A 1,241-nucleotide genomic window follows, 5' to 3' on the forward strand; every position below is an offset into this window, starting at 1 on the left:
CGGTGGTCACCGGCGGGCTCGGCGCGCTGGGCCTGGCCACCGCCGGCCGGCTGGCCGGCCTGGGCGCGCGCTGCCTGGTGCTGACCGGCCGCTCGGTGCCGGCCGAACCCCCGCGCGAGGTCGAGGAGTTGCGGGCCGCCGGGGTGCGGGTCGAGCTCTGGCCGGCCGACGTGGCCGACCCGGCGGAGACGAGGGCGCTGGTCGAGCGGATCGGCCGGGAACTGCCCCCGCTGCGCGGCGTCGTGCACGCCGCCGGGACCACCGACGACGCCCCGCTGGTCGACCTCGACCGCGACCGCTTCGCCGCCGTGCTGCGGCCGAAGGTCCTGGGCGCGCGGCACCTGCACGCGCTGACCGCCGACGCCGGGCTCGACTTCCTGGTGTTCTACTCCTCGCTCGCCTCCCTGACCGGCTCGGCCGGCCAGGCCAACTACGCCGCCGCCAACGCCTTCCTGGACGGTCTGGCCGAACAGCGGTGCCACGACGGGCAGCCGGCCCTCAGCGTCAACTGGGGCCCGTGGGCCGAGGCGGGCCTGGCCGCCCGGCCGGAGCTGCTCGCCCGGCTCGCCCGCGGCGGCGTCACCGGGCTCGGCACCGAGGAGGCCCTGACGGCCTTCGGGAGCGTGCTGGGCGGCGGCCTGCCGGTGGTGGGCCTGGCGGCGGTCGACTGGGCCCGGTACACGGCGGCCGACGACCGGCGCCTGCCGTACACCCTGCTGGACGGCCTGGCCCCGGAGCGGGCCCAGCGGCCGGACCCGGACGGGCGGGCGCCGCAGGCTCCGGCCGAGCCGGCCGCGGGCCGCACCGCCGAGCAGGTGGTCGACCTCGCCCTGCGGGACCCGCAGGCCGGGCGGGCCGCGCTCACCGAGGACCTGCTGGCCGCCGCCGGCGAGCTGCTGGGCCTCACCGCGCGCCAGCGCGAGGAGCTGCGCCCGACCTTCGGCCACCGCCGGCTGAACGAGCTGGGCCTGGACTCGCTGACCGCCGTGCGGCTGCGCAACCGGCTGCTGGCGGACTTCGCCGCGGACGTCCCGCCCTCGTTCGTGTTCGGCGGCAACACCGTCGCCGACGTGGTCGACCTGATCCTGCGGCAGATCACGCTGCGCAGCCTGGTCGCCGCCGACGAGGACGGCGGCGCCGACGAGGCCGGGGACGTCGAGGTCCTCACCTTCTGATCCACCCGTGCGCCGCGCCGCCGGGGCGTCCACCGGTCCGAGGACCGCCGGACGCCCCGGTCGGCC

The 1,241-nt window shown here is 78.9% G+C and carries 1 protein-coding gene; it reads left to right on the plus strand.

Annotated features, from left to right (window positions below; genetic code table 11):
- The coding region (locus ABZW03_RS40975) for a beta-ketoacyl reductase (RefSeq protein ID WP_355269990.1) at window positions 1–1,175 on the plus strand (1,175 nt) is incomplete at its 5' end.
- Window positions 1,176–1,241 lie beyond the last annotated feature (66 nt).

This window comes from Kitasatospora sp. NPDC004799 (assembly GCF_040609095.1).
In the GTDB taxonomy this organism is placed as follows: domain Bacteria; phylum Actinomycetota; class Actinomycetes; order Streptomycetales; family Streptomycetaceae; genus Kitasatospora.